Raw genomic sequence first — 21,595 nt, forward strand, 5'->3', positions numbered from 1 at the left:
GAGTGTCGGAAACCCTAAAGGGTTTCCCAACACTCTGAAGAAAGTTGTACTTTCTGCATTTTCCTTCACCTCGTTTGATGGTAAAGGAACGTAATACAGCTATTTGGATGTCTTGCAGTATGAATGAGGAAGAAATAGACAAAAATAAAAAGAGGTTCCCTTATAGGAACCTCCATACAACATCATACTACAGATGCGTTACGTTCCTTTGTAATGGGAAATGAACAGACTACTCCCTTGATAAAAGCACACAGCTTTTTTAAGAGTAATGCTATTCAATTGCTGATCCATTACAAAGTAAATGTTGGCATACGTAGTAGACGTCCTTTCTTCCAAATAGGTTTGCTCATAAGTATATCATAAAAGATTGAAAATTCAAAATAAATTACATGAAAAAACACCAGCTAAAGTAATAGCTGGTGCATAATACTATATAAGTTCGAATAAGAATGAGCGTAGTTCCTCTGCAATTTCTTCAGAAACAGAAAAAGCGTGCTCTAAGTAGCCGGGTTCGTTTAAATCGTCGGTACCGATGATTGCAAATTTATTGCGCTGCATATCAAGGACAATTGTTTTACCGTAATGACGATCGGAATATAAAAGCGCTAAATCGTGGCGCTCATTTTCTCCCATAAAGCTAACGAAACGCGTTTTTGTATCGACTGTATCGTCGTAAAGAAAGAAACGTTCTTCCATACTACACAGGCTCCTTTTTTTAAATATCTAAGTTTAAGTGAGGTTTATGATCTAAATGATGATGCGTTTTAATAAAGCGTACTGTTCTTGTTTTGTAGCGCATAACGATAGAATACGTTTCTGCTAAATCCCCACCAAGGAATTTAACACCATCTAATAGCTCACCAGCGGATACACCTGTTGCTGAGAAGATTGCATCATCACCTGATACTAAGTCATCTAACATAAGAAGTTGACGAGGATCTTCTAATCCCATTTTACGGCAACGTGCTTCTTCTTCTTCGTTCATTGGAACTAAGCGTGCTTGCATTTCGCCTTCAAGGCATTTTAGTGCTGCTGCAGAGATAACCCCTTCTGGAGCACCGCCAATACCAACGAATAAATCGATACCTGTTCCTGGAAGAGCTGTTGCGATTGACGCACCAACATCGCCATCACCAAATAGTTTTACACGTGCACCTTTTGCACGCACACGGTCAATAATATCTTGATGACGTTCACGTTCTTGGACGATAACCGTTAGGTCACGAATTTTTTTATTGTTTGCTTCTGCTACAATTTCAATTGTTTTTTCAATTGGATCATCTAAGCTAATTTTACCAGCTGCTTTTGGACCAACCGCGATTTTTTCCATGTACATATCCGGAGCATGAAGAAGGTTTCCTTTATCTGCGATTGCGATAACTGCCATTGCATTTGCAAGGCCTTTGGCAACAATGTTTGTACCTTCTAATGGGTCAACAGCGATATCAACTTCTGGACCGTTACCTGTTCCTAGTTTTTCACCAATATACAACATTGGTGCTTCATCAAGTTCTCCTTCACCAATTACAACAGTACCCGCCATGTTTACTGAATCAAACATATCACGCATAGCTGTAGTTGCTGCATCATCTGCTTCGTTTTTCTTTCCGCGGCCCATCCATTGTGCGGATGCTAAGGCTGCTGCTTCTGTTACACGGACAATTTCTAATGCGAGTTCACGTTCCAAGGTGACATTCCTCCAATTTCAAAAATCATACAGTTATAACTATAACAAATAACGAGGAAAAGGTGAATTCGAAAAATTGTCGATTTTTTCAGAAGAAACGGTTACAATTAAAATGTAAATGCTTTTATTTCCAGGTAGGTGACATTCATGTACTTTGTAGACAGAAAAAAAATAGAACAAATGTTAACATGTTTAGAGCAGGTAGTGGATACATTTCAAGAGAAGCAGCAATATGAAACTCCTTTTGAATATTACGCATTAGAGCGTATGTCGCATCTTGTCATTGATTGCATATTAGATGTTGGAAATGCAATGATTGATGGATTTATTATGCGTGATCCAGGAAGTTACGAAGATATTATTGATATTTTAATGGATGAAAAAGTCATAAGCGCGGAAGAAGGAGAAGGAATAAAAGAAGTGATTCTTCTTCGGAAAATGCTTATGCAAGATTATATTCAAATGAACCATGAAGAATTATATACAACGATTCAAAAACAAATCGCTGTGGTACAGAAATACCCTGCGAATATTCGCCGTTACTTAGAAAAGGAATTAGGACCTGTATCTGCTTTTGTAGCAGAATAAGTGTATGGATAAGATCCCCATTCACCTTTTTGGGGGTCTTATATTTTTATGCAGGCGCTTAAAAGAAAGAAGGGTGAGAGATGGGGGAAGCACGTACAACGAAGGAAGAAATTGTACAGCTTTTAAAAATAAATGGTGAACAAACGGTTGGATCGCTAGCGGAATCTTTGGAGATTACAGAGATGGCAGTACGTCGTCATTTAAGTAAGCTTGAGAAAGAAGAAATAATCCAATCGAAAATGGTGCGCCAACATGTAGGAAGGCCAACATATGTATACGCCCTAAGTCAAAAAGGCGAAGATTCATTTCCGAAAGATTATAAGCAATTTGCTTTAGGGATGTTAGAGGATTTAGAGCAAATTGGTGATGAAACCATTGTAAATGCCATTTTAAAGGCAAGGACGAATCGGATGGAGGAGCAATTACAAAAACGAGTAAGTCGCCGAGAGAATGTATTGCAGAAGCTTAGGGAGGTTACCGTTATCCAAGAGGAAAATGGATATATGGTACAAGTGAAGCAAGATGGGGAAAACTCATACATATTACAAAAACAAAATTGTCCATTAAAGGCTGTTGCTGAAAAATATCCACAGCTTTGTTTGGAGGAAGAAAATATGTATAAGCGGTTGTTTTCTGATGAAGATGTGAAAGTGTTATCAAATATGTGCGATGGTGACTGTCACTGTTCGTATCACATACAAGAGAAAAAATGAACGTTATGGGACGCTTTTAGACGAAGCGTTTTTTTCTTTGGCAAAAGCGGTTAATATAAGAAGGTATGAACGCTAGGACAAAAAGGAGAGAGACATAGATGTATAAAGGCTATTTAATCGACTTAGACGGTACAATGTATCGCGGTGAAGAACAAATTGAAGAAGCGAGTGACTTTGTAAAGGCCTTGCAGGAGCGCGGTATCCCATATTTGTTTGTAACAAATAATTCAACACGTAAACCAGAGCAAGTGGCAGAGAAGCTTGTTCGTTTTGATATTCCAGCTAAGCCAGAGCAAGTTTTTACAACGAGCATGGCGACAGCAAACTTTATTTATGACCGTAAACAAGATGCGTCTGTTTATATGATTGGTGAAGAAGGATTGCATGACGCACTTGTGGAAAAAGGATTCAAGCTTGTGGATGAAAATCCTGATTTTGTTGTTGTTGGATTAGATCGTGAAATTACATATGAAAAGCTAGCGAAGGCATGTCTTGCAGTACGTAATGGCGCGACATTTATTTCAACAAATGGAGATATTGCCATTCCAACTGAGCGTGGTTTACTACCAGGGAACGGTTCATTAACATCTGTTGTTACAGTATCCACAGGTGTAGATCCAATTTTTATCGGTAAACCAGAATCCATTATTATGGAGCAAGCATTAAAAGTACTTGGCATGGCGAAAGAAGAGGCGCTAATGGTTGGGGATAACTATGATACTGACATTTTAGCGGGGATAAATGCTGGTATGCATACGCTTCTTGTCCACACTGGAGTCACAACTGTGGAGAAGTTAACGGAATATGATGTGCAACCAACTCATGTTGTGCATAACTTAACGGAGTGGATTGAGAAGATGTAATAATGAGCAGGCAATCTTTTAGGTTGCCTGTTTTTTATGCATAATTGCATATTTGATATGTGGATATAAAAGGTAAAATTAATTTATTAGTATATAAAGTGTTTGTGTTATTAATGGATATATGCAATAGAGATAGGAGGAATAGAATTGTATATAATGTCTATTATTATCCTTGTTTTAACGTTGTGTATTTTAGGCTTTGCTATATGGAAAATATATAAAATAAAAAGTGTGCAAAATGGTATTGGAGAGCTCATCGCTACTTATCCACGTAAAAAAAGCCGTTGGTTCACATTGCTTGGTCCAGCTTATTTCTTTGTACAACTTATACTCACATACGTTCGGTATATAGATGGAGAAATTGATAGCTTCGAACTATTTTTACTCAAAATAGGAGCTTACATGGTAGCGATTTGTTTTATGATCCTTTTCGTGATTCATCTAATTAAAGACGTCAAGGTGTATGAAAAGGGAGTTATTGATGGGATGAATTACTATTTTTATGCAGAATTAAAGGGTTATAAAACATCCACATGGGAAAATCCGAAAGAAAATATCTTCTTATATCGTGGGCAAGAAAAGTGGCATGATAATGTGAACTTACTCATCAGGCAAGAAGATATGAGTGAGCTAGAAAACATTCTACAAAGATATATTCCTAAGCTTATCATGAAATGAAAAATCCACCTTATAAAGGTGGATTTTTCATTAAAATACGCGATTCACTACTTCTTTCACTTCTTCAAGATATTGTTTTCTCACATCGTTATCCACAGCAGGAACACTTGTATAGAATGTGTGTTCTAACGTTTCAATTCCTGTAAATTCAAAAATACCAGCATCCGTTGTTTTCTTCATTGCGTCAAACATGCCACTTGCTGTATACGCTTCTTTCGTATTCCCCATTGTGGATAATAACAATCCTTTTTTACCACTTAGTAACTTTTCAATTCCATTTTCACCGTAAGCATACGCAAAGCCATGGCTAAACACACGGTCAACATATCCTTTTAAGATTGCTGGAAGACCCGCCCACCAAACTGGATAAATAAATGTGATGTTATCAGCCCAAGTGATATGTTCTTGTTCTTCTTTAATATCAGCTGGCGTACTCCCTTGAGAAAAGGAAACAAAATCAGAAGCGTTTAATACTGGATTGAAGTTTAATTCATATAAGTCACGAACGCGTACTTCATGATCTTTTCCTTCTAGTTCAGCTTGTACTGTTTCTAAAATTGCATGGTTAAAACTTTGTGGATTTGGATGTGCATAAACGATTAAATGTTTCATGTTTGTTCCTCCTATTTGTGGATATGTAGATAGTTTGTTCAAATAATAAAGGGTTATTGTAAATATTTTAGTTATAATTTTGGAGTTACGTCAAATGATGTAACTCTATCAACAGGGATAGGGAAACATCTCCTAATATTATCCCAAAGCAACATCCCGCCATGACCAACAAAGACCCGCTTTGGTTGATAACTCATTGCTTTGTGGATATGGTTGTGGACTTGTTCCATATCGTCAGCGAAGTAATGAATGTTTGGAGCATGAGGAGATAGAATGCCCCCCAAAATGCCCGCCCATCAGTAAGTCGCCAATAATAGCGTCCTGGTTCTCTAAAATAATAGAGAGTGAACCTGCTGTGTGACCGGGAGTATGTATAACTTTACCAGGAACGCCGTAATCTTTAAGAGTAAATCCATCACGAATAATAATATCAGGCTCAAAACCTTCTATTTTAGATTAAAATGCGTTTCTCCTTTGCCTCTTTTATCCACGTCGGAAGTTCATTCAATAAGTTGTTATACAGCATTTCATCTGTTGTTTTTTCGATATCGCGAATGTGGAAAAAGTTAGCGTTATCGATGAAACGGCCGTCCATCTCGTCTAGCTTTCTTAAAACATCAAATTTTCCGTTGCCGATGCCGACAAACTGCCAAAAAATCGGTTGGTTAGAAGAGAATACAATCGGTTTTTGAATGCCTTTTTTACAACCACCATCGTTAATGAAAATAACAAAGGCAGGCTCTTCACTTTTCTCCTCAATCGTGTATTTTCTAATGATATCTTCCATTACTTGTGGCTCGTCATTTCGGCCAAATTTATGAATGGAGTTATTATTTAAAATGTGATTTTCTACGTAATTAGCAAAGTCTTTCTCGGTAACAGATGGTAATCTTGAAAATTCATTATCGTATACCCAAATATCTAGCGAACCATCATCATCGAATTGACTCGCAACTGCAAGAACACGTTCAACAACTTCTTGGACAGTGCCGTTTTTATATAGTGTTCGCATTGATCCGGAAATGTCTAATACGAGCGCAACTTTTGCGACAACTCCTGTTAATTTCTTTTTTTCTAATACAACGCGTACCGCTTCTTTTCTTAATGTAATAGTTCCCATTTTAATCGCTCCTTTTACCAATTTAGGCAGTAGGAAGAGAGGTGTGGATAAGTTTAAGGGCTGTACTGACAATTTCCTCTGCTGCATATATACCAATTTCATTTGTTCTTACAATGTGAGGTAATAAACTTTTTTGTTTTGTTTCAAGTTCACCGTGAATAGGGGCAATTGCATGGTTAGCCCCTTCTAACATGCATAAATCAAGTAAGGAATCTCCAGCAGTAATTACGGTTGTTGTCTGGAGTTTTTCTTGTACATACTGGACAGCATCCCATTTGTTCACAGGCTTTGGCACAAAATATAATTTTCTGCCTTGCAATGAATGAGTCCATCCTTGTTTATCAAGCCAAGTGGTGAATGAATGTAATTCGTCGTATGGAATATTGTCACGCTTAATGATGCAGTAGTGAAATAAATCATCTGCTGTTTTTTGTGAAGTGACCCATTCTTCATGAGCGATATTTTGAAATTCTGTTAGAATGTCTTCTTTCTCCATGCATGCTGCTAAGCGCTTTGTTTGTATGTTCTTCCAAGTGCTATCTTGTTTGCCATTGTGAAGAATATTTCCACCGTTGCTCGTAATCGCATATTCCGGAATGACTTCTGTTTGAAATAGTGTGATGCGTTGAAACTGTTCCATTGTTCGTGTTGTAACTGGGATGAATTGTGCTTGTAATTGTAGTTCTTTTAATAAAGAGATAGTTTTGTGTGTAATAAAAGAGATCTCTTTACCGTCTAACGTCTCGATAAGTTGAATGTGTTCATCTTCTATAGAAGTACGAAATGCTTTACGTGAATATATAAGCGTTTGATCAAGGTCACTTGCAAAAATCATGAAGGTTTCCTCCCAAGAGGTTTGATTAGGCCACAGCACGAGTATGTCATATCTTTATAGAGTTCTACTGGTACGTTTTTTTCTTTTGCAAGAAGTAAAATGTGTTTTAGGTCTGGATTGTTTTCGTCACGGATTAAAATTTTCCATGGTACTCGTCTTAGTAAAACCCGCGTTGTTTCTCCAACTCCTGGTTTAATTAAATTTATATTTTCTATTCCAAAATGCTTTTGAATAGACGTGATGTCTTGCAGCCCTTGCCAAGATGGTTCTGTATAGGTAGCGATAACGTGCTCTAGTTGCTTTGTTACGTCATTGCTAATGGAAGGGAATAGTGCTGTGATTTCTTCAATAAAGAAGTTAGATAAATCTTCTGTTTCTAGTTCTCTATAATATTTGGCGCCGTGAAAATCATTTGGACCAATATAAGTTTCATTTAAAACTGTGCGACTGATTAATCCTGATACGGTCGCGTTTAAACATGCGCTTGGAATGAGGTAATCCTCTCGTGTTCCATATATAGAAGTACAATAGCCAGGATCAGCAAGTACGGCCATGCAGTCTGAGATATATTCATGATTCTTTTCGTTAAATGTATGCACAGATTGGCGTAGTTCTTTTTTTATCGCACCTTTTCCAGTCCAGCCATCAATGAACTGAATGGTTTGATTTGGATGGTGCTGCAAAATATAATGAAGTGCATTTTCATCAATGCCACGCCCCCGAATAATAGAAACACAATAATGTGGCAAGTCAAGATTATATTGATAACGAATATATCGTTTTATTAAAACGCCAATTGGTGTACCGGCTCTTGCTAGCGAAACAAGAACAAGGTTCTTTCCTTTCGTTCTTATAATTTGCTCGGCTACTACACCGGCTGCAATGGCTAGCTTACGTTTGTATTGCTCGAGTGAAGCAAAAAATAAATCCATATAAGGTTTAGATGGTTTATATTCAATTGGAAGCATTTCAGAGTAATGTGTGCCCGTTTGAATTGCTTGTTCTCTTTCTTCTGTTGCCCTTTCTTCTATGACATCACTAATATCTTTTAATAGAAAAATAGCATCTTCTTTCGCATAACTACCGATAAGTTGTAATGTTTTGGCCCTGGTCATATTTCTTCACCCTCGCTTTCTAGTAAGCCCTTAAATGAAACGATATGAATGAGCGGAATAACCGTTTGTAATTGTGTAAGAAGGGGGTGGAAAGTATCTTCTTGTAAATCACGCTCTATAAAAAGAAAGACTTCATCGTAGTCCCCCGGCCGGATGTTATAAAAATAATTTGTAACTGCTTTGTCTTCAGGGCTTTCATAGGAAAAACGGCTATAAATAGCATATTGTGTATCACCTATGTAAGGATGAATCGGACTTCGTGTTGTTGATTGATAGGAAATGTTTTCTCCCATTTCAGCAGCAATCCGCATTGGAAGATACATAAATTCACCGGTTCCTAAGCAGAGTGTCTGTTGACCTTTTCGTTTTTTCTTTAAATCATGGCCAATCTTTTTAGAAAAAGAGTGGATATGCTTTTGATCATCAGATGAAATGCCAAAGCGCCCTGTGTAGTTTATGTAGTTGATATCATGCTGGATAGATGTATAAGGTAAAGTAGGGCATGGAATTATATGTTTTTCTATTTTAGATTCTATTGATTGATAAGCTGTTTCATCACGTGAAGAGGAAGTAACAATAGGACTACCAATTACGTTAATTGAACCGCTTAATAGAGAAATCACATGAATCGTAATATCAAGTTCTTGCTCGAGCTCTGTAAATTGTTTTCGATGTGCATCTGAGCGCCAATCTAATAAAGAAGCAACGATATATTCTTTTCTTGGAAACTTTTCTTGAATGGATCTGATGATATTTAGTACGGTTTTTCCTGTTGTCATTTCGTCATCCACAAGGACGATAGGCTGTTCATTTTGGAAATAGCTTTTGTCCACATAGCAACGATGAGACGTCGCATGAGAATGTTCTTCTTCAAATGTAATGACGGAATCGATTTGTGAGATCGTCTCCCTTGTTGTATGAACATATTTTGCATTTTGAAAACATTGAAACATAGCGTGTCCTAATGCGGTAGCTGTTTCAGCAAATCCAATAAATAAGACTTCTTTTTCTAGAGGGAATTGATACTGGAGAATTGCCTCTAGTTCATTATTGGTACTGTCTTTAGAAGAAATCAGGTTAAGAATTTCTTTTTGATATGGATGATTTGTATGATGCAATATCTCCATATATCTTGCAGCAAGAGCGCGTCCTCCAGCTAAAGAGGTTGCAGGTAGAACGGGAAGGTGTTTCCCTAAAATGGTACTCACAAATAAAAAACCGCGTTTCTTATTCATTCTTGCGGCCATTTGAAATAGCTGATCTGGCGATAATAAATATGGATTATCTCGTACATCTATATGAACTGTTATTTTATTTAAAATGTGGTACGTGTACGTTTTGTTTTGATTTTTCGGTAAGGAGATCGATGAAAGTTTGTTGTTCATGTAGCACCCCGTAAATATTAGATTTCAGAAGTGTTTTACGCGCCCAATTATAATGCGGCTTCACTTCATTCATTTTGTTAGAAAAGCTGCTTTTCATCACGCCGTTATACGTCTGAGCAGCTTCAAAAATTGTTTTTGCATCTAAATAATCCTCTAACGTTACAACATGCAAGGCTTGTACAAGTTTAATGTGGGAAGGGTGAATAACCGTTTTTCCAATCAATCCATTTGATTGATCGAGCAAGACTTCATGAATTAATCCATCCTCATAGCGATGAAGCATGTCCTCACGCATTGTAAGCCCAGCGCTTCCGAATGAATCACGAAACGGTGTTTGCCGGAGCTGTGGTTTTAGTACGCGCTGCGTGTTTCCGAAGTACTCCCACACCGGTCCAGATATAACATATTCATCTGCCTTTCTAGAAAAAATATTGATAATATCAGAAATACAATCGCGAATAATAGAAATGTCATAGATCGTCGTATCCTTGTTACGGCGAATGCCGAATAGACCTGAAAAATCCGTCGCACCAATTCGGACATTTAAAATAAAATCACGGTAAGAATCTAAGATTTCTTTAATTGCTAGTAACGTATCAATACGAGTTTCTTTATAAATAATTTCAGGAGACTCTAAAATAGGCATCCCATAAAGTGAAAGCGAATATGTTTCGTTTATATCCGATAGTTCATGAATGTAAGACATTCCGTTAGCTGGAGTGAACTTAGGAAAAACAAAACCACTTATACAATGAATGGCGTTGCCTAGTTCGTGAACAAGTGAACGCATTTGTTTTGGTTCACGAATCCGAATAAAGAGAAGTGGTATATCTGATGGAAGAAATTTATTTACATCAATCATATGAGCCAGTAGTTGCATTTGTATGACGACGTTTTGCTCGGCAAGTTTCACTTCTCCATCACTAATGGAATCTTCTAAACAAAGTACAATCGATGTTGTACCTTCGTGCTTTTTTCTAACGATGTCATCTGCAATAGTTCTCTTTGTTCCAGGTGTATATAGAGTAGCTCCTAATGCATAAGCTAATTGTTCTTTTGGCATGTCTTTTGAAAACTCAATAGGCTCCTGATAGAAAAGTTTTTGCTTTTCTTCAACAGGGAGGTAGGAAAAATACTTCAAGTTGTCACCACCTCATTTAAAATAGTTAACCCAATCGTAACACGCTAACAAAAGTTTTCCAATTTAGTATTTTAAAAATTTACAAAGTTTTCAAAAATAGAAGGTTAATTTCAGGATTCATGTAGAACTTTGTTAGTAATTCGTTTTTAGAAAGGGGAAAGAAAGATGAATATACATAAACTAACAAGGACAGAAGCAAAAGAAATCAATACATGGCAGTATGAGGAACCGTATTCGTTATACAGCTTTTCAGGAAGTGATGAAACAATAGAAGAACTGCTAGATGGTACATATTATGGTTGCAGTAATGAACATGGAGAATTCATTGGTTTCTTTTGTTTTGGAGGACACGCGCAAGTTCCAGGGGGAAGGGATGCGAATTTATATACAGGAGAAGAGACCGTAGATATCGGACTTGGAATGAAGCCAGAGCTAACAGGGAAAAGGACGGGGAAGTCTTTTTTTCAAACAGGAATAGAGTTTGCCATAAGTGAATTTCAGGCTAAAAAAATACGTTTAAGTGTAGCAACTTTTAATAAACGTGCAATTAAATTATATAAAAATATTGGTTTTCAAATAGGACCAACTTTCATGAGCCGAGGAATAGAGTTTATGCTAATGGAATACGACTTGAAATAAATATATCGGAGTTTTTATATATATCGACCATTCAACAAAATGTAACATGAAAAAGGCTGTCAGCACGAAACTGACAGCCTAGACATACAATTTTATTCCGCATGCTCAGCGCGATGCGCCAAGCGACTAGACGCAGCGGCAGCAATTGCTCCGACAATATCATCAAGGAATGTATGAACCTTTCCAGATGATTTATCATTTAAATATTCTAAAATACCCGGTTTTAATTTATCGATATATCCAAAGTTTGTGAAACCGATAGAGCCGTACACGTTTACGATTGAAAGTGCGATTACTTCATCGACTCCATATAAGCCTTCATCACGTTTTACGATATCTTGTAATGGTTCGCTTAACATTCCTTTTTCGGTAAGGACGTCTAATTCGATTCCTGTAATGAGTGCATTTTGTACTTCGCGTTTGGATAATACACGTTCTACGTTGTAACGACATTCTGACATCTCTAATTTTGGATGGTATTTCTTTTGAAGAAAATGAACAAGCTCCGCAATATCATCGATTGTTACACCACGTTCTTGTAGTAGTTGTAATGCTCTTTCTTGTAGTTGATTGGATTCTTTCATGTTATCACCTTTTTTTCTTTTTATTATTTGTATACGTTTCGCTGCTGTATCATGTGCATAGATAGGAATGAAAGTCGAGCACAAGCTCATATATATATAGAAAAACCATAGGTGGCGACTATGATGATTCAGCATATTTATGAGCATTATCAAATGCATGTCAAAGAATTAATCCCCCTTGGCCCCTATAAAAGCTTTTGGATTCGCAATAAAATTTATGTACTCCTCCCGATTGGGAATATGGAGGAAGATGTACTTGTTGAAATGAAAAAATTAAGTGATTATATGAACCAGCAAGGGGATATTACTGTTGCGACTTTCGTTCCGACGGTGCACGGTTACTATGTAAGTGAGATAGAAGAAAAAAACTACTGCTTATTAAAAGGTATGCGTTTGCTTGATCGACATGCTACTTCGTTAGGAAGCGAGCTTTCCTTATTCCATAAACGAGGCGCCTTTTTTCCTGAAGAAATAGAACAATTAAGTCGCATCGGTGAATGGAAGTCATTATGGGAAAAAAGGCTTGATCAATTAGAGAAATTTTGGCAATCACAACTTATGAATCAGCCGTCAGATGTATTCGATCAACTATTTATTGAGTCTTTCCCATACTATTTAGGCATTGCTGAAAATGCAATTCAATATGTTGTTGATACAGAAATAGATGATACACCTCAGCTCGCTGATGCAGCAACGATCTGTCAAGAACGCTTTACACCTTTATTATGGCAGCAAACGAATAAATTAAAAATCCCCATCGATTGGGTATATGATCATCCAAGCAGGGATATAGCGGAATGGATTCGCTATATATCGATGGAAAAGAAGCAAGATTGGGAACAAACAATTTTTCAGTTTGTAACTGATTATGAGAAAAATTATACACTCTCTTCTTTCGGCTGGCGTTTACTATTTGCGCGTCTTCTTTTTCCACTTCGCTACTTTGAAACGGTAGAACAGTACTATCTGACGGGAAATGAAGAACAAAAGAGCATGTACCGAGATCACTTAGAAGACATTTTACACGATGTGAACCGTTCAGAGCAATTTATGAAACACTTCTATGAATTTCTTCGTTTGCCTGTTGATAAGTTCGGGATTCGAAAGTTGGATTGGTTATCTTAATAGGAATTTATAAAAAAGAGACCAATTATGGTCTCTTTTTTATAAATTATCCAGTTTCAGCGATTCTAAACAAGCCGCTTCCGCTTTTAAAAGATATCCAGCTCCAGCGGCTAGAATCTCCGGCCGTTTCGCCTCCTCGGACGAAGCAAAAAGCGCTTCTCTGTCGGAGGCTCCAACGTCCTGCGATTCTGAGCAAGCCGCTTCCGCTTTTAAATTAAAATACTTGTTCTACTTCGATAACGCCTGGTACTTCTTCAAGTAGTGCGCGTTCGATACCAGCTTTTAATGTGATTGTAGAACTTGGACAGCTACCGCATGCACCCATAAGACGCAGTTTTACAATACCATCTTCAATATCTACTAACTCAACGTCACCGCCATCACGAAGTAAGAACGGGCGTAATTTATCTAATACTTCTAGTACTTGTTCTTGCATATTTGGGTTTTCCATTTTTATCGACTCCTTTCATCCATTTTATTATAATCAAGATACAGGGGAAAATCTATTTTTTCTGTTCTTGTTTTATTGTCAAAATATTGTATCATGTTTACAACGTGTTTTTTCAGTATAGGGACAAGAAATGAACTTGTAAAGGGATGTGCTTATAAGATAAGGCGTCTAGATGTACTGTTAGAACAGGGAAATGGGGGAAAAGTAATGGTAAATGTTCAAGTATATGGGGCGAAAGTAATTTGTGCGAGCTGCGTTGGAATGCCGTCTTCGACTGAAACATTTGAATGGCTACAAGCGGCGATTGGCCGCAAATATGAAGGACAAGATGATAAATTCAAGTTTGAATACATTGATATTCAGGAAGAGCAAGAAGATGCTGAGAAGCAAGCTTTTGCAGAGCGTGTGATTGAGGAGGATTTATTTTATCCAGTTGTTCTTGTAAACGGAGAGATTGTTGGAGAAGGAAATCCTCGTTTGAAGGACGTATACGAAGAAATCGAGAAATATTTATAATATAAAAGCCTTCGTGATGAGTGAAACATTGCAAAGGCTTTTCTTATATGTGGATTGTTTCATTTAGGAGGGAATATGTAGTGAAACATGAGTTGCCAGAAGAAATACAGAGTTTGATGAAGCAATATGTGAATGGATTGCAAGCCGTTTTTTCGAATGAAAAGTTAATTGGTGTATATGTATACGGTTCAATCGCTTTAGGTGCGTTTCATTTAGATACAAGCGATGTTGATTTTGTAACGGTAACGAGAGAAGAGATTAGTGCAGCTGAGAAAATACAAATAATGAATCTACATAAGAGACTTAACAATCATACTTTAGGAAGACGAATGGATGGTATGTATATTCCGCTTGCTAATTTAGGAAAACAAAATCAGGAGATGCCGCAATATGTATATTGTGCTGATGGGAAGATTAACGTAGGTCACTGGGATGTGAATGCTGTGACATGGTGGACACTGAAGAACCGTGGAATTACTGTGATCGGAGAAGAAGTAAGTGAGCTTCCCTTTGAGGCTCCATGGAGTAAAGTTGTAGAGACAATGAAATATAACGTGGAACAATACTGGAGTGAAAAAGCAGCGAGGCCATACTTATTTCTTATTGAAGAGTGGGTGGAATCGGCTGTTGTAACGATGGGACGTATTTTGTATACGTTAGAGCATGAAACGATTGTTTCGAAGGATAAAGGATTACAATATATGATGGAATCATCCTCTGGAAAATGGGAACCTTTGTTACAAGAGGTAGAGCGGATACGCCATAATAAGGGAGCAAAACGAACGATGTCCATTTGGAAGCGGGCAGGTATGACGAAGAGGTATTTGCTTAGTGGGATTGAGGAGTGCCGGAAGAAGTGGGAAGGATAAAAAAGCAGAAGAGTATCAAATTTATATTGAGGAAAATGCGTGGTATTAATCGTAAAACTCTAAATGAAACTCCATGAAGTGAAAAGTTAATCAGTGGGGGCTTCATCCCTCACTGATTATTAGTCCTCACCAATCGGGGTCTTACTGCCCTCGAATAGCGGGATAAAATATTATGACCTCTGTAGTAGCACTATAGAGGTCGGTTTGTAGATAAAGGGATTTGTTAGTTCTTAACGTACACGCTACATAGCTACTCATTATTATGCTGTGGAACTATTCTCATCTTTACGTACTTCAAAAAATTCATTTTTGCACAAGTATTTAAAAATCCTTTGTGTAACTTGTTCTTCTTGATCTAATAAGAAGCGATGATCAAAAGCATAGAAGGATTGTCCCTGAATTAATTTAACATAATACATCACATACACCTCCGTTATAGAACGATCCAAATCTAAAGATTTATTACTATATTATCCATAAATTGGATTGAGATACCTAAAAAGAGATATTTAATATAAAAAGAGTTCACAATAGGATGTGAACTCTTTTTATATTAAATATTTTTCCAGCGCTCTAGTTTATGGATACTTCTTGTAAAGAATTTAGATAAAAATCTAGGGAAACCAAATGAAACAATTTTATTTTCAACAAGCTGTTTCATTTCATCTACTGTGATATGTGGGAGAGTGAATTCTCCATTTTCATAACAATGACTGCAATAAGTCGTACTTTTTTCTCCATTTTTTTCTGTTCCGCCACCTTTTTCATCTTTTGAAAATGGCATGCCACAGCTTTGGCAGTTTTTATGTTTTTTCATGAAATTCGCCTCTATGTTATCTGTACAGTCTTAATGATTATAGTATGGTTCCTTAAGTAGCACAATTAGCATTTAAGACTCCATCTGTTTCAACTGACATCGCTTATTAAAAAATGTCTTATACCCAAGCTGTAAAAAGATGAGGACAGAAAAAGCTGTACTTCCGGAAATACCAAGTATAATAGCAATTTGATATTGAATAGCGGTAAACGGTGAAATCCCTGATAAAATTTGTCCTGTCATCATACCTGGGAGGCTAATAATTCCCATTCCTACCATGGAATTAATGGTTGGCAGAATAGCTGAATCAAAAGCGTCTCTAACAAGCGGAGCGGCTGCTTGTTTTGGATTTGCCCCAAGCATAAGTGCGCCTTCAATTTGCTCACGCTTTGATTTCATGTTGTTTAAGAATGTATTTGCACCGAGAGATATACCAGTCATAGCGTTTCCGATAAGCATTCCGGCGATTGGAACGATATACTGCGGAGCATACCAAGGGTCGTGTCCAATAATGACAAAGATAAATAATAAGAGCGGCCCGATTGATCCCGCAATCATCGAGAGTGCAGCCACACGTTTTAACTCTTTTGACATAGGTATATTTACTCGTTTATAAATGTTAAAAATAGCGAATGTGGTAATAGAAGTAATAATAGCGATTGTATAAAATGGATTACTATTTTCAAATATGTATGTAAGTACGTATGCAACAAGTACAAGCTGGATTGTCATACGGAATGTAGCAATCGTAATTTGTTTTTCGCGCGGTATTCCTTTTAATTTTACAAGTCCGATTAAAACGATAATGAAAATATATGCTGCAGCAAGTTGCCAAATTTGTAGTTCAATAACGCCCTTCAAGTGCGTGCACTTCCCTTCTAATAGCACCTTTGGTTTTACTAATTTCAATAATGTCGTCTGCGATTTCTTCTGGGAGCCTTTGTGAATGGGTAATAAAGATAACCGTTTTCTTTTTTTGTTTCGCAATGGCAGTAAACTGTTTCATGACGCGCCTTTCTGTATCAGCATCTAATGCAGAAGTTGGCTCATCTAATAAATAAACGGGCGGGTCCATTAATAATACGCGTGCTAAGGAAAGTCTTTGTTTTTCGCCGCCAGATAATGAAGAGGCGACACTTGTTAAATCTTTTTCCAAGTTTACAATTGCTAGGGCTTCTTGTAATGATTCATCAGTTGGAAAAGGTTTCTCTGAAAAGCGAAGTCCCATTAGCAGATTATCTTTTACCGTTCCCTCAAATATGGGAGGCGTTTGTCCTAGCATAACAATTTCACGGCGTAATGGAATAGGTGGATAAGACGAAATAGGCGCCCCATTATATTCAATTTCGCCAGCTGTTGGTGATTGTAGATCATTGAGCATGCGAAGTAATGTACTTTTTCCGCTGCCGCTTTCACCGATAATGCAGGTGATATTTTCTTTGTGAATCTCTAAGTAAGGAATGTGTAAGATGTCTTTATATGTTACGTCTTTTAATAGAAACATAATTTTCTCCTTTCTGGTTCGATATAAATCCATTTTGATTTTCCAACATATAAATCGTGGCTATAGAAACAAAAGCGGATTTCCACTCGTTTGCTCACTTTATTTTAACATGGCATGGAGCAGGGAAAGGCCATGACCGTTTCTCTGCAGGACCGGATGCTCTTTCCCATTTAAAAAGAAAGGTTTTATGTCGGTTTTTCAATTTGTCTTTATATATTCATATCGTACCAAAAAAGGCGGAAAATAGAAAAAACAAGAGCGATCCGCTCTTGTTTTTCTGCTTAACCATTATGATATTTATACATCCAAAGAATACCGGACTTTAAAAGTCTAGGTACTCGTCCCATTAACGGTTGATTTGCTAATAATCCGAATCCATGTTTCTTACCGAGAGAACCGAGAACACCTTTTAATTTAATAACAGGCAGTTCATCAGGAAGTGCTTCATTGTTCCAACGTTTCAATAATATTTGGACAATTTGTTCACCTTGGCCTTCAGCAAGTTGGGCAGATGGTGCATGTGGTAAGGATGCGCAATCACCTACGACATAAACATGCTCATTGTTCGGAATATTATGATATTTTGTTAATATAACCCGTCCGCTACTATCTTGCTCGACTGGAAGGTTTCGTACAACTTCGTTTGCTTGAATACCAGCTGTCCATACGATTGCATCACATTCAAGCGGTTCATCATGGTTGTACACAATATTTGGTTCTACTTTCGTAATGTTAGAGTTTCGTATAATCGTAACATTATGCTTTACAAACCACTCTTCTACGTATCTACTTAATTTTTCTGGGAACGGGAATAGAATCCGATCCTTTCGATCAAATAAGTAGATCTTTAAATCAGAACGGCTTTCCCGAAGTTCACTTGCTACTTCAACGCCGCTTAAACCAGCACCGACAACTGCAACCGTTGCGTTTGGTTCTAAACTGTTTAATTGTTCATATGTTTTACGAGTTTGTTCAATGGATTGTAGGCTATGTGTATTTTCCTTTGCGCCTGGAACGTTATGATACTTGTCTTCACAGCCAAGTCCAATAATTAAATCATCATACTGGATTTCTTCACCACTATCGAGATGAACGGCTTTGTTTTCGAGGTCAACATTCGTCACGGTGCCATATTGAATGTTGAGGCGCGGATGTTCTGGAAACGGAATGCGAATATGCGTTTCTGAAATTGTACCCGCTACTAATGCATAATATTCTGTTTTAAAACAGTGGTATGGTACTTTGTCGATTAATGTCACTTGGACATCATCTGGAAGTTGATTGTTTGGAAGAAGCCGCTGTAGAATTCTCATCCCGCCGTAGCCTCCACCTAGTAGTACGAGGTGTTTCATGATGGATTACCCCTTTTCTGTTGAAATATCCCCTAATCATATAATTATATATTGAAAAAATATTTTGACTTTACTCACTCAAATTATATCGAATTTGTGAACAAATAACAATGCATGAATGTGTACTCTGTTGTACAATAAGAAGAAAAGTGAAGCAAACTGTTTCATTTTGTCAATTTGTTTGAAAAAAACATATTTATATAGAAATGGATTTTTGAATAAAAAAGGCCTTTTGCTTTGAAATGAAATAGTGAAGCAACTAAATATTTTAGCAAGTGTAATGAAAACAACAAGAAACAGCTTAGTTTTCTTATTATAGATTTATTTTTTAGAGATACAGGGGGGATAGTTTTGATTAAGCCATTAATTGAATTTTGTGTAGGTAACCTTGCAAGTGGTTCACAAGCAGCGCTAGAAAAATTAGAAAAAGATCCGAATTTAGATGTTATGGAGTATGGTTGTCTAGGATATTGTGGTATTTGTTTTGAAGGGCCTTTTGCACTTGTAAACGGAGAAGTCGTACAAGGTGCAACGGTAGAAGAGCTTGTGAAAAACGTATATGATTACTTAGATGAAAATCCAATGTTTTAAGGTGCCTGCAAATAAGCAGCACCTTTTTCATTTGTCATCTGTTCCATCAGAGTAAAAATTCTTTCGGAGGAAATGCTAACAAATAATTTGAATCTTTGAGGTGATAGGATGAATATTATTTGGGGATTAGCTGGAATTATTGTTATTTTTCTTATTGGATATTTGCTTTCAAATAATAGAAGAGCGATTTCACCGCTTGCTTTTGTTATTGGTATACCGTGGACAGAAGCTATTATAGCTGGAAGTTTTATTGGAGAAAAGTTAATTTTAAATGAGTTTGTAGCATTTACTGACTTTGCTCCTCATATGGGAAAACTTTCAGAGAAAACAACAGCGATGATTACATTTGCACTTTGCGGATTTGCCAATTTATCTTCGGTTACCATTTTACTTGGAGGATTAGGTGGAATGGCACCGACGCGTCGCAATTGCTGGGATGTTTGTATGAAATAAAAAAAGGCCCTTTGTTAGAAGGGCTTTTTTCTTACACAACTTGTGTAAGAACGACTTCTATAGGGAAGCCGCCAAAATGTTGTCAAATATGAGAAACGGGGGACGTTCTTATTGTGTTCCAAAAGCATGCATTTTATACTTAAAACAACAAATTTTTTTTGGAGTGAATGAGGATGAACCAATTTTCTTTTACAAAAATGCATGGTCTTGGAAATAGTTATATATATGTAAATATGTTTGAAGAACAAATTCCAGAGGAAGAACTAGCTCTTGTGGCGGAAAAAGTTTCGAATATTAACACTGGAATTGGGGCAGATGGGATGATTTTAATTTGTCCATCTGAAGTAGCACCGGTTAAAATGCGCATGTTTAATAATGATGGTTCAGAAGGAAAGAGTTGCGGGAATGGACTGCGCTGCGTAGCGAAATATGCGTATGAGCATAAACTAGTAGAAGAAACTGTTTTTACTATTGAAACATTAGCTGGAGTTGTAACAGCTGAGGTAACGGTAGAAGACGATATCGTTACATTGGTGAAGGTTGATATGGGAGCACCTCGTTTAACGCGTGCAGAGTTACCAATGCTTGGTGAAGGAGAAACACCATTTATTCGTGAAGACTTCCTATATAATAATCATCGTTATATATTTACAGGTGTGTCAATGGGAAATCCGCATGCGGTCATTTTTGTTGATGATGTGGAAGAAGCACCGCTTACAACACTAGGACCGGTACTTGAGACTCATGAAATGTTCCCAGAACGAGTGAATGTGGAATTCATTGAAATTGTGAATGACAATGAAATGAATTTCCGCGTTTGGGAACGTGGATCAGGTGTAACGCAGGCTTGTGGAACAGGAGCATGCGCAGCAGTTGTGGCAGCAGTATTAAATGAAAAAATGAAGCGTGGTGAAGAAATTACGGTTCATTTAGCAGGCGGCGATTTAATGATTGCTTGGACAGAAGAAGGGAACGTTATGATGAAAGGTCCAGCGGAAGTAATTTGCCGCGGAGTGTATGAGTACAAGATAGAAGCGTAAAGATGTATAATAGAACGAGAGAAGAAAGGAAGGTGGATTTCATGATTGATGTAACAGAACAAGCAGCATATCAAATTAAAGATATGTTAAAAGATGCTGAAGATGGAGAGAAATACGTTCGCCTTGCTGTACATGGCGGTGGATGTAGCGGTCTTTCTTACGGCTTAGGATTTGAAAGAGAACCAAATGAAGACGACACAGTTCTTGAGTTTTTCGGTGTTGAATTTGTTATTGATAAAGAAAGTGCGCCTATTGTAAAAGGAGTAAAAATTGATTACAAGCAATCTATGCTTGGCGGCGGGTTCACAATCGATAACCCGAATGCAATCGCATCGTGCGGATGTGGATCATCTTTCCGTACAGCAACGAATGCTGGTAAGCCGGAAGAGTGCTAAAAATAACCTTCTCACGAATAAGTGAGAAGGTTATTTTTATTATCTTACAAAAGTGTAATGTTCATGTCACGTTTTTGAATTTCTCCTCAAATGAAAAAGGACTATGATAATGACATAATAAAAAACATATGAGGTGAATGACGTGAAACGATATATTGCACTTTTTAGTATTTTAGTTGTATTTGCTACGATGTTAGTTGGTTGTGATTTAAACCGTATGGGAAAAGATGAGTACTATGTACAAATTACAGTTGATGGAAAAGAGGAAGTTTCAAAATCAGATTCTGGTGAGAAGTTTAAATCATTTAAGTATAAATTACCTGCATTCGATAAAGAAGGTAAAGAAAAAGAAATGGAATTTACAGCTCAGAAAAATCTTCGTAAAGAAGCATTCCTTCGCGTATATTACTCTGATAAAAAAGGTGTAACAGCTTGGGAAGAAGTGAAAAAGGATGAGCTTCCTGCGAAGGTAAAAGAAAAATTAGGCGTGAAATAATGAAGAAGGAGTTGACCTGTAGGTCA

The 21,595-nt window shown here is 37.2% G+C and carries 28 protein-coding genes and 1 pseudogene; 14 read left to right on the top strand and 15 right to left on the bottom strand.

All coding sequences use genetic code 11. The features are described 5' to 3' along the window. Nucleotides 1-429 precede the first annotated feature (429 nt). Entirely contained in the window at nucleotides 430-696 is a 267-nt protein-coding gene (locus Y7E_RS0104780; protein ID WP_003208880.1) for a DUF3055 domain-containing protein, read from the bottom strand. Between the two features lie 19 nt (nucleotides 697-715). Next, nucleotides 716-1,687, bottom strand: a complete 972-nt coding sequence (glpX, locus tag Y7E_RS0104785) for a class II fructose-bisphosphatase (RefSeq protein WP_017150153.1) — start codon at nucleotides 1,685-1,687, stop codon at nucleotides 716-718. Between the two features lie 147 nt (nucleotides 1,688-1,834). On the opposite strand from glpX, the gene Y7E_RS0104790 reads away from it, so the two are divergent. The 4 genes from Y7E_RS0104790 to Y7E_RS0104805 all read left to right on the top strand — a co-directional run bounded on the left by Y7E_RS0104790 (nucleotide 1,835) and on the right by Y7E_RS0104805 (nucleotide 4,529). Beyond that, nucleotides 1,835-2,275, top strand: a complete 441-nt coding sequence (locus tag Y7E_RS0104790) for a DUF86 domain-containing protein (RefSeq protein ID WP_017150154.1) — start codon at nucleotides 1,835-1,837, stop codon at nucleotides 2,273-2,275. 80 nt (nucleotides 2,276-2,355) lie between these two features. Next, on the top strand, nucleotides 2,356-2,988 hold the full coding sequence (locus Y7E_RS0104795; RefSeq protein WP_017150155.1) for a helix-turn-helix transcriptional regulator: 633 nt from the start codon (nucleotides 2,356-2,358) through the stop codon (nucleotides 2,986-2,988). Between the two features lie 98 nt (nucleotides 2,989-3,086). Next, complete coding sequence (locus tag Y7E_RS0104800) at nucleotides 3,087-3,851, top strand: TIGR01457 family HAD-type hydrolase (protein ID WP_017150156.1); 765 nt, start codon at nucleotides 3,087-3,089, stop codon at nucleotides 3,849-3,851. A 147-nt stretch (nucleotides 3,852-3,998) separates the two neighbouring features. After that, complete coding sequence (locus Y7E_RS0104805) at nucleotides 3,999-4,529, top strand: hypothetical protein (RefSeq protein WP_026049092.1); 531 nt, start codon at nucleotides 3,999-4,001, stop codon at nucleotides 4,527-4,529. A 30-nt stretch (nucleotides 4,530-4,559) separates the two neighbouring features. Here Y7E_RS0104805 and Y7E_RS0104810 read toward each other — a convergent pair whose 3' ends face one another. From Y7E_RS0104810 to Y7E_RS0104840, 6 genes are all read right to left on the bottom strand, one after another. After that, entirely contained in the window at nucleotides 4,560-5,141 is a 582-nt protein-coding gene (locus tag Y7E_RS0104810) for an NAD(P)H-dependent oxidoreductase (protein WP_017150158.1), read from the bottom strand. 451 nt (nucleotides 5,142-5,592) lie between these two features. Continuing rightward, a complete protein-coding gene (locus tag Y7E_RS0104820) occupies nucleotides 5,593-6,261 on the bottom strand; it encodes a vWA domain-containing protein (protein WP_017150160.1) in 669 nt (222 codons plus the stop codon). Between the two features lie 22 nt (nucleotides 6,262-6,283). Continuing rightward, nucleotides 6,284-7,096 (bottom strand): HAD family hydrolase, encoded by an 813-nt coding sequence (locus Y7E_RS0104825; RefSeq protein ID WP_017150161.1) that lies wholly within the window; start codon nucleotides 7,094-7,096, stop codon nucleotides 6,284-6,286. Beyond that, nucleotides 7,093-8,211, bottom strand: a complete 1,119-nt coding sequence (locus Y7E_RS0104830) for a cysteine protease StiP family protein (RefSeq protein WP_017150162.1) — start codon at nucleotides 8,209-8,211, stop codon at nucleotides 7,093-7,095. Before Y7E_RS0104830 ends, Y7E_RS0104825 begins: the two co-directional genes overlap by 4 nt. Then, nucleotides 8,208-9,596 (bottom strand): phosphoribosyltransferase family protein, encoded by a 1,389-nt coding sequence (locus Y7E_RS0104835; protein ID WP_017150163.1) that lies wholly within the window; start codon nucleotides 9,594-9,596, stop codon nucleotides 8,208-8,210. The genes Y7E_RS0104830 and Y7E_RS0104835 overlap by 4 nt, the downstream gene beginning before the upstream one ends. Continuing rightward, a complete protein-coding gene (locus Y7E_RS0104840) occupies nucleotides 9,523-10,737 on the bottom strand; it encodes an HpcH/HpaI aldolase/citrate lyase family protein (RefSeq protein WP_017150164.1) in 1,215 nt (404 codons plus the stop codon). The genes Y7E_RS0104835 and Y7E_RS0104840 overlap by 74 nt, the downstream gene beginning before the upstream one ends. A 165-nt stretch (nucleotides 10,738-10,902) precedes the next feature. Between Y7E_RS0104840 and Y7E_RS0104845 the strand changes: the two genes are divergently transcribed. Continuing rightward, on the top strand, nucleotides 10,903-11,376 hold the full coding sequence (locus Y7E_RS0104845; RefSeq protein WP_017150165.1) for a GNAT family N-acetyltransferase: 474 nt from the start codon (nucleotides 10,903-10,905) through the stop codon (nucleotides 11,374-11,376). 92 nt (nucleotides 11,377-11,468) lie between these two features. Here the strand turns inward: Y7E_RS0104845 and Y7E_RS0104850 are convergent, their stop codons facing one another. Next, nucleotides 11,469-11,960 (bottom strand): phosphatidylglycerophosphatase A family protein, encoded by a 492-nt coding sequence (locus Y7E_RS0104850; RefSeq protein WP_017150166.1) that lies wholly within the window; start codon nucleotides 11,958-11,960, stop codon nucleotides 11,469-11,471. Nucleotides 11,961-12,083: 123 nt separating this feature from the next. Here Y7E_RS0104850 and yutH point away from each other — a divergent pair, with 123 nt between their 5' ends. Then, a complete protein-coding gene (yutH, locus tag Y7E_RS0104855; protein ID WP_017150167.1) occupies nucleotides 12,084-13,085 on the top strand; it encodes a spore coat putative kinase YutH in 1,002 nt (333 codons plus the stop codon). Between the two features lie 214 nt (nucleotides 13,086-13,299). Here the strand turns inward: yutH and Y7E_RS0104860 are convergent, their stop codons facing one another. Further along, entirely contained in the window at nucleotides 13,300-13,536 is a 237-nt protein-coding gene (locus tag Y7E_RS0104860) for a NifU family protein (RefSeq protein WP_012096008.1), read from the bottom strand. Nucleotides 13,537-13,743: 207 nt separating this feature from the next. Between Y7E_RS0104860 and Y7E_RS0104865 the strand changes: the two genes are divergently transcribed. Next, nucleotides 13,744-14,052: a YuzD family protein gene (locus Y7E_RS0104865; protein ID WP_017150168.1), complete on the top strand. Its 309-nt coding sequence runs from the start codon at nucleotides 13,744-13,746 to the stop codon at nucleotides 14,050-14,052. A 47-nt stretch (nucleotides 14,053-14,099) separates the two neighbouring features. After that, on the top strand, nucleotides 14,100-14,921 hold the full coding sequence (locus Y7E_RS0104870; protein WP_034277746.1) for a nucleotidyltransferase domain-containing protein: 822 nt from the start codon (nucleotides 14,100-14,102) through the stop codon (nucleotides 14,919-14,921). A gap of 260 nt (nucleotides 14,922-15,181) precedes the next feature. Here Y7E_RS0104870 and Y7E_RS31370 read toward each other — a convergent pair whose 3' ends face one another. The 4 genes from Y7E_RS31370 to Y7E_RS0104890 all read right to left on the bottom strand — a co-directional run bounded on the left by Y7E_RS31370 (nucleotide 15,182) and on the right by Y7E_RS0104890 (nucleotide 17,242). Then, complete coding sequence (locus tag Y7E_RS31370; RefSeq protein WP_017150170.1) at nucleotides 15,182-15,340, bottom strand: YqbF domain-containing protein; 159 nt, start codon at nucleotides 15,338-15,340, stop codon at nucleotides 15,182-15,184. A 134-nt stretch (nucleotides 15,341-15,474) separates the two neighbouring features. After that, nucleotides 15,475-15,738, bottom strand: a complete 264-nt coding sequence (locus Y7E_RS0104880; RefSeq protein WP_017150171.1) for a zinc ribbon domain-containing protein — start codon at nucleotides 15,736-15,738, stop codon at nucleotides 15,475-15,477. Nucleotides 15,739-15,810: 72 nt separating this feature from the next. Next, a complete protein-coding gene (locus tag Y7E_RS0104885) occupies nucleotides 15,811-16,599 on the bottom strand; it encodes an ABC transporter permease (protein WP_017150172.1) in 789 nt (262 codons plus the stop codon). Beyond that, nucleotides 16,583-17,242 carry an ABC transporter ATP-binding protein gene (locus tag Y7E_RS0104890; RefSeq protein ID WP_017150173.1) on the bottom strand — a complete coding sequence of 220 codons (660 nt, stop codon included), beginning with the start codon at nucleotides 17,240-17,242 and terminating at the stop codon, nucleotides 16,583-16,585. The genes Y7E_RS0104885 and Y7E_RS0104890 overlap by 17 nt, the downstream gene beginning before the upstream one ends. A 56-nt stretch (nucleotides 17,243-17,298) precedes the next feature. Between Y7E_RS0104890 and Y7E_RS34190 the strand changes: the two genes are divergently transcribed. Beyond that, the gene (locus tag Y7E_RS34190) at nucleotides 17,299-17,568 is read left to right on the top strand and encodes a hypothetical protein (RefSeq protein WP_237741342.1); all 270 of its coding nucleotides are present in this window, start codon (nucleotides 17,299-17,301) and stop codon (nucleotides 17,566-17,568) included. Here the strand turns inward: Y7E_RS34190 and Y7E_RS0104895 are convergent. Further along, complete coding sequence (locus tag Y7E_RS0104895; RefSeq protein WP_017150174.1) at nucleotides 17,524-18,594, bottom strand: NAD(P)/FAD-dependent oxidoreductase; 1,071 nt, start codon at nucleotides 18,592-18,594, stop codon at nucleotides 17,524-17,526. The genes Y7E_RS34190 and Y7E_RS0104895 overlap by 45 nt on opposite strands. A gap of 351 nt (nucleotides 18,595-18,945) precedes the next feature. Here Y7E_RS0104895 and Y7E_RS0104900 point away from each other — a divergent pair, with 351 nt between their 5' ends. From Y7E_RS0104900 to Y7E_RS0104920, 5 genes and pseudogenes are all read left to right on the top strand, one after another. Then, entirely contained in the window at nucleotides 18,946-19,185 is a 240-nt protein-coding gene (locus tag Y7E_RS0104900; protein WP_017150175.1) for a YuzB family protein, read from the top strand. A gap of 189 nt (nucleotides 19,186-19,374) precedes the next feature. Continuing rightward, a pseudogene (locus tag Y7E_RS29095) lies at nucleotides 19,375-19,614 on the top strand (nucleoside transporter C-terminal domain-containing protein); the annotation flags it as partial. A gap of 197 nt (nucleotides 19,615-19,811) precedes the next feature. Further along, nucleotides 19,812-20,678 carry a diaminopimelate epimerase gene (dapF, locus tag Y7E_RS0104910; protein ID WP_017150177.1) on the top strand — a complete coding sequence of 289 codons (867 nt, stop codon included), beginning with the start codon at nucleotides 19,812-19,814 and terminating at the stop codon, nucleotides 20,676-20,678. A 41-nt stretch (nucleotides 20,679-20,719) separates the two neighbouring features. Beyond that, nucleotides 20,720-21,073 (top strand): HesB/IscA family protein, encoded by a 354-nt coding sequence (locus Y7E_RS0104915; RefSeq protein ID WP_017150178.1) that lies wholly within the window; start codon nucleotides 20,720-20,722, stop codon nucleotides 21,071-21,073. A 142-nt stretch (nucleotides 21,074-21,215) separates the two neighbouring features. Further along, nucleotides 21,216-21,569 (top strand): YxeA family protein, encoded by a 354-nt coding sequence (locus Y7E_RS0104920; protein WP_017150179.1) that lies wholly within the window; start codon nucleotides 21,216-21,218, stop codon nucleotides 21,567-21,569. Nucleotides 21,570-21,595 lie beyond the last annotated feature (26 nt).

Source organism: Bacillus bingmayongensis, assembly GCF_000299035.1.
GTDB lineage: Bacteria > Bacillota > Bacilli > Bacillales > Bacillaceae_G > Bacillus_A > Bacillus_A bingmayongensis.

Coding starts and splice junctions, on each gene's coding strand:
- Y7E_RS31370 (WP_017150170.1), bottom strand. CDS start 15,340: ATGTATTATGTTAAATTAATTCAGGGACAATCCTTCTATGCTTTTGAT.
- Y7E_RS0104865 (WP_017150168.1), top strand. CDS start 13,744: ATGGTAAATGTTCAAGTATATGGGGCGAAAGTAATTTGTGCGAGCTGC.
- Y7E_RS0104850 (WP_017150166.1), bottom strand. CDS start 11,960: ATGAAAGAATCCAATCAACTACAAGAAAGAGCATTACAACTACTACAA.
- Y7E_RS0104830 (WP_017150162.1), bottom strand. CDS start 8,211: ATGACCAGGGCCAAAACATTACAACTTATCGGTAGTTATGCGAAAGAA.
- dapF (WP_017150177.1), top strand. CDS start 19,812: ATGAACCAATTTTCTTTTACAAAAATGCATGGTCTTGGAAATAGTTAT.
- Y7E_RS0104915 (WP_017150178.1), top strand. CDS start 20,720: ATGATTGATGTAACAGAACAAGCAGCATATCAAATTAAAGATATGTTA.
- Y7E_RS0104845 (WP_017150165.1), top strand. CDS start 10,903: ATGAATATACATAAACTAACAAGGACAGAAGCAAAAGAAATCAATACA.
- Y7E_RS0104895 (WP_017150174.1), bottom strand. CDS start 18,594: ATGAAACACCTCGTACTACTAGGTGGAGGCTACGGCGGGATGAGAATT.
- Y7E_RS0104870 (WP_034277746.1), top strand. CDS start 14,100: ATGTGGATTGTTTCATTTAGGAGGGAATATGTAGTGAAACATGAGTTG.
- Y7E_RS0104800 (WP_017150156.1), top strand. CDS start 3,087: ATGTATAAAGGCTATTTAATCGACTTAGACGGTACAATGTATCGCGGT.
- yutH (WP_017150167.1), top strand. CDS start 12,084: ATGATTCAGCATATTTATGAGCATTATCAAATGCATGTCAAAGAATTA.
- Y7E_RS0104795 (WP_017150155.1), top strand. CDS start 2,356: ATGGGGGAAGCACGTACAACGAAGGAAGAAATTGTACAGCTTTTAAAA.
- Y7E_RS0104810 (WP_017150158.1), bottom strand. CDS start 5,141: ATGAAACATTTAATCGTTTATGCACATCCAAATCCACAAAGTTTTAAC.
- Y7E_RS0104820 (WP_017150160.1), bottom strand. CDS start 6,261: ATGGGAACTATTACATTAAGAAAAGAAGCGGTACGCGTTGTATTAGAA.
- Y7E_RS0104790 (WP_017150154.1), top strand. CDS start 1,835: ATGTACTTTGTAGACAGAAAAAAAATAGAACAAATGTTAACATGTTTA.
- Y7E_RS0104825 (WP_017150161.1), bottom strand. CDS start 7,096: ATGATTTTTGCAAGTGACCTTGATCAAACGCTTATATATTCACGTAAA.
- Y7E_RS0104780 (WP_003208880.1), bottom strand. CDS start 696: ATGGAAGAACGTTTCTTTCTTTACGACGATACAGTCGATACAAAAACG.
- Y7E_RS0104835 (WP_017150163.1), bottom strand. CDS start 9,596: ATGAACAACAAACTTTCATCGATCTCCTTACCGAAAAATCAAAACAAA.
- Y7E_RS0104860 (WP_012096008.1), bottom strand. CDS start 13,536: ATGGAAAACCCAAATATGCAAGAACAAGTACTAGAAGTATTAGATAAA.
- Y7E_RS0104890 (WP_017150173.1), bottom strand. CDS start 17,242: ATGTTTCTATTAAAAGACGTAACATATAAAGACATCTTACACATTCCT.
- Y7E_RS0104880 (WP_017150171.1), bottom strand. CDS start 15,738: ATGAAAAAACATAAAAACTGCCAAAGCTGTGGCATGCCATTTTCAAAA.